4 protein-coding genes are annotated in these 4,679 nt (G+C 73.6%); 2 read left to right on the plus strand and 2 right to left on the minus strand.

Annotated elements, in window-relative coordinates:
- Positions 1 to 155 precede the first annotated feature (155 nt).
- Together QH283_RS25205 and QH283_RS25210 are read right to left on the minus strand one after the other, a co-directional pair.
- Positions 156 to 1,148 (minus strand): LLM class flavin-dependent oxidoreductase, encoded by a 993-nt coding sequence (locus QH283_RS25205; RefSeq protein ID WP_280505421.1) that lies wholly within the window; start codon positions 1,146 to 1,148, stop codon positions 156 to 158.
- Positions 1,149 to 1,242: 94 nt separating this feature from the next.
- A complete protein-coding gene (locus QH283_RS25210; RefSeq protein ID WP_280505424.1) occupies positions 1,243 to 2,655 on the minus strand; it encodes an MFS transporter in 1,413 nt (470 codons plus the stop codon).
- Between the two features lie 215 nt (positions 2,656 to 2,870).
- Between QH283_RS25210 and QH283_RS25215 the strand changes: the two genes are divergently transcribed.
- The gene (locus tag QH283_RS25215) at positions 2,871 to 3,194 is read left to right on the plus strand and encodes a hypothetical protein (protein WP_280505422.1); all 324 of its coding nucleotides are present in this window, start codon (positions 2,871 to 2,873) and stop codon (positions 3,192 to 3,194) included.
- Positions 3,191 to 4,549 carry a hypothetical protein gene (locus QH283_RS25220; protein ID WP_280505423.1) on the plus strand — a complete coding sequence of 453 codons (1,359 nt, stop codon included), beginning with the start codon at positions 3,191 to 3,193 and terminating at the stop codon, positions 4,547 to 4,549. The genes QH283_RS25215 and QH283_RS25220 overlap by 4 nt, the downstream gene beginning before the upstream one ends.
- Positions 4,550 to 4,679 lie beyond the last annotated feature (130 nt).

Genomic DNA, 4,679 nt, shown 5'->3' on the forward strand with positions numbered 1-4,679 from the left:
CCCCACTGCTCCGACCCCACTGCTCCGACCCCACTGCTCCGACCCCACTGTTCCGTCATCACAGCGATCCCACACCACGGCACGGCCCACACCACCGCACCGAGGAGACCCGGCACCCGCCGGCCGGCCCCACGCGCGCGCCGGCGCGCGCCGGGTCAGCTCGCGGCGATCTTGGTGAGCAGCTCGAAAGAGCGGGTGCGCTCCTCGATGTCGTAGACCATCGCGTTGAGCATCAGCTCGTCGGCCTCGGTGCGCCGCAGCAGGTCGGCCAGCTGGGCGCGTACCGTCTCCGGCGAGCCGAGCACCTGACCGGCGCGGCGCTGCTCGACGAACGCCCGCTCCCGCTCGGTGAACTCGTGGGCCGCGGCCTGCTCCGGCGTGGCCAGCGGGCGCGGCCTGCCCGCGGCCAGCTGCAGGAACACCAGGTCTCGTGGCCTGGCCAGTTCCTCGGCGCGCTCGTCGCTGTCGGCCACCAGCGCGCCCGCGGCCACCATGGCGTACGGCTCGGCCAGCGCGTCCGACGGGCGGAACTCGCTGCGATAGAGCGCGAGCGCGGCCTCGGTGGCCGCCGGGTTGATGTGGTGGGCGAAGGCGAAACGCAGGCCGAGCACGGCCGCCACCTGCGCGCTGTAGCCGCTGGACCCGAGCAGCCAGATCTCCGGTTCCAGGTCGCGGCCGGGGGTGGCGGTGATGCCGCCGGGGCCGGTGCCGCGAAAGTAGCGAAGCAGATCGGCCAGCTCCTGCGGGAAGTTCTCCGCCGACAGGCCCGCCTCGGTGCGGCGCAGGGCCCGGGCGGTGGCGTGGTCGGTGCCGGGGGCGCGGCCGATGCCGAGGTCGATGCGGCCGGGATGCAGCGCCTCCAGGGTGCCGAACTGTTCGGCCACCACCAGCGGCGCGTGATTGGGCAGCATCACCCCGCCCGAACCGACCCTGATCCGGCTGGTGGCCGCCGCCACGTGCGCGATCACCACCGCGGGCGCGGAGCTGGCGATGCCGGGCATGTTGTGGTGCTCGGCCACCCAGAACCGCCGGTAGCCCAGCTCCTCGGTGCGCCGGGCGAGCTCGGTCGTCGCGGCCAGCGCCTCCGCCGCGCCGGAGCCTTCCTGTACCGGCGCGAGGTCGAGCACGGACAGTGGGACGTCGATCATGGGTGGAGCTCCTCGGGCATCGGCGGCGGATCTTCCTGTGGTGCGTCTGCTCAGGACAACGCCGCCCGCCCGAGCGGGCATTCCGCGGGTTCGGTCACACCGTGCCGTCCACCGCCCGGCCGGGCAGCATGGCGGCCGCCGTGAGCAGCAGCACCGCGATGACCGCGATGGCCACGAACACCAGGTGCACCGCCTCGGCCAGCACCTGCGGCGCAGGCTGATCGGCACCGCCGGTCCTCGCGTTCACCATCGCGCCGAAGACCGCGACCCCGACCGCGCTGCCGATCGACCGCGCGAAGCTGTTCGCCGAGGTCACCACCCCGCGCTCGGACCAGCGCGCACTGGTCTGCGCGGCGATCAGGCTCGGCGTGGACACCAGGCCGAGGCCGGCGCCGATCACGAAACACGACAGCGCCACCCGCCAGACCGGCGAATGCTGGTCTATCAGCAGCGCCGACAGCGCGCCCAGGGCGGCCAGGCCGCTGCCGATGAGGGCGCTGCCGCGGAAGCCGATGCGCAGATAGACCTTTCCGGCCTGGGAGGCCGCCAGCGGCCAGCCGAGGCTCAGCGCGCCCACGGTCAGGCCGCCGACCAGTGCGCTCGCCCCGAGCACGCCCTGACTGAAGGTCGGCACGTAGGACGACAGGCCGAGCATCACCGCGCCCACCGAGACCGCGACCAGGCTGCTCGCCACGACCACCCGCCGGGTGAACACCCACAGCGGCAGGATCGGGTGCTCGGTGCGCGTCTCCACCCAGCCGAACAGCGCCAGCGCCAGCGCGCCGACCACGAACACCCCGACGCTCTGCGGCGATGACCACGCCCAGGCGTGCCCGCCCTCCAGCAGACCGAGAATCACCGCGCCCGCGCCGAGGGTGAGCAGCACCGCGCCCGGATAGTCGACGCGCTGGTTCCCGCGCTCGGCCCGCTCCCGGAAGTTGCGCGCCAGCATCCACGACGCCACCGCCGACAGCGGCAGATTCACCAGAAAGATCCAGCGCCAGCTGACGAAATCGACGAAGACGCCGCCGAGCAGCGGCCCGCCCACCGCCGAGATCGCCCACACGCTAGCCAGATAGCCCTGCACCTTGGCCCGTTCGGCCAGGGTGTACAGATCGCCCGCGATCACCATGGTCATCGGCTGGATGGCGCCCGCGCCGATGCCCTGCACCGCGCGGAACACGATGAGCGCGGTCATGCTGGTGGCCAGCCCGCACAGCAGCGAGCCGAGGGCGAAGGTGGCGATGCCGAACAGGATCACCGGTTTCCGGCCCACGATGTCGGCCAGCTTGCCGTAGACCGGCACGGTCACCGCCTGGGCGAGCAGGTAGATCGAGAACAGCCACGGGAACTGGGCGAAGCCGCCGAGCGAGTGGGTGATCGACAGGACGGCGGTGGCGATGATGGTGGCGTCCAGCGCCACCAGGGCGGTGGCGAGCATGAGCGAGGCGAGGATCGGGCCGCGCTCGGAGCGCAGTCCCACACCCGTCGATCGCGCGGCACCCACGCGCGCGGGCCCCTCGGCCGTCGCCGGTCCGTCCGCTGCCACCTGTCCTCCTCCTCCCGTGCGGGCAGGCGACAGCGCGAACGCGCGGCAGAGCGCGCTGCCCGCGTTCTGTATACCGGCACCAACTTTCCGGTTGCCAGGGGTTATTCCGGGCGGCAGCATGCGACTATGGACGGGTCGCGTAGATCACCAGGGGTTTCCGTTAAGGGGGAACAATGGACACGCTGAAGCTCGATCCGGCCGCGATCGCGGCGTACACCGCCATCGCCGACACCGTGTCGGAGCAACTCACCGACGCGGCGCGGGCGGGCGCGGGCGCGCTCGACCGGTCCCGGCTGGAAGCCGATCTGGGCCTGCTCGGCGCGGGATTCGCCGCCAAGTTCACCGCCGCCGTGGCCGAGCACGCGCAGGCGCTGTCCACCGCCGGACAGCTGGTGGGCGCCTACGGCCAGGCGCTGCGCGACTACAGCGCCGCCATGACCGAGGGCGACGCCGCCTCGGCGGCCCGGCTGGCCGCGACCAGCGAGGAGCTGGCATGAAGACGCTGACCGCGCTGCGCAGGCGGCGTCCCGCCGAGTCCGCGGCGAGCGAAACCCTGCCGGTCACCCCCGATCCCGCCGTCGATCCGCCGATGATCGCCGCGCTGGTGCGCCCGATGCTGGAGCTGCGCTCGACCCTCGGCTCCGGGGCCACCATGCCCGATCGCGTCATCACCGCCGCCCTGTCGGCGGCCAGCAGCACGGCCGCCGAGTCCGAGGGCCCGCACCGCGACGGCCTGTACGCGCTCGAATCCACCTGGGCCTCCGCCGGCGCCGCCGCCGCGGTGCCCGCCATGCGCACCACCCACACCGAGATCGGCGAGATCTCCGATCGGGGTCCCGCCTATCTGGCGGTGCTCGCCGACGCCCAGGCCACCAGCGCCCGCGCCGCCCGCAAGGTCGACCAGATCATCGCCGACTTCCGCGCCGACGCCAGGGTGATCCTGGCCAACTCCACCTCCGCCCCCGAGACCGACGCGGTGATCGACCGCGCCGCGGCCGCGCTGCGCGAGGCCATCGAGACCGTGCAGGCCGCCCGGTCCGAGATGGACGGGCACACCAGCCGGATCGACACGATGGGCCCGCTCACCGTCACCACCCCGGCGGGCCTGACCGACCGCACGGACGGCTACGGCGGCGGCATCGGCGGCACCGCGACGCCGACCACCTACTACTCGAACCTGCCCGCGGGGCAGATTCCGCAGACCACCGCCGACGGTCAGCCGCTCGATCCCGCGCTCATCGCGCAGATGCAGTTGCAGCAGCAGCTCATCGCCGCGGGTGTCGACCTCGGCACCGCCGCCATCAGCGCGGGCGTCGACATCGGCACCCACCTGATCGACAAGATCGCCGAGACGGGCATGCACGCCATGGACACCGTCGCCGCCTCCGCGAACGCGGCCATCTCCCAGGCGATCCCGGAACTGATCAACCCGGGTGGCGCCAACACCACCACCGCGGGCGCAGGCAACTCCGGCGCCACCACCCCGAACAAGCTGTTCGACTTCGGCGGCGGCGCAGGCGGGGCCGCCCCGGGCGCCGCCGCGCCGTCGGCGCCCAAGGCGGACACGCCGAAACCGGCCGCGCCCGAACCGAGCCCCGGTCAGTCGATCACGCCGGACCCGGCCGACCGGCCGGTCGCGCAGGCGCCCGCGCCGAGCAGCCCCGAGCCGTCGCGACCGGTCTCGCCCGGTGGCGCCGCGGGTGGTCTGGCCATGCCGCCTGGCGCGGGCGGCGACCAGGAACGCAAGCGCGAGGGACAGTTGGGGGTGACAGTGCCCGCGTCGGAGATCGTGCCCGAGTCGAAGACCGTCCCCGCCGCGGTGATCGGCGATTTCGGCGATGACGCCCTCTGACCGAGGCGAGGACGAGCCCAGCCCGCCCGAGCGGGCCAACCCGTTCGACACGGGCCTGCCGATGCTGCGCCTGCCCGCCGCCGCGCCGTCTAAGAGCAGACGCAGACGCAAGCGGCAGGCGGGGCGGGTC

Source organism: Nocardia farcinica, assembly GCF_029867845.1.
Classification (GTDB): domain Bacteria; phylum Actinomycetota; class Actinomycetes; order Mycobacteriales; family Mycobacteriaceae; genus Nocardia; species Nocardia farcinica_A.

Excerpts from the sequence above, each read along its gene's own strand:
- QH283_RS25205 (WP_280505421.1), bottom strand. The coding sequence starts at position 1,148 with ATGATCGACGTCCCACTGTCCGTGCTCGACCTCGCGCCGGTACAGGAA.
- QH283_RS25215 (WP_280505422.1), top strand. The coding sequence starts at position 2,871 with ATGGACACGCTGAAGCTCGATCCGGCCGCGATCGCGGCGTACACCGCC.
- QH283_RS25220 (WP_280505423.1), top strand. The coding sequence starts at position 3,191 with ATGAAGACGCTGACCGCGCTGCGCAGGCGGCGTCCCGCCGAGTCCGCG.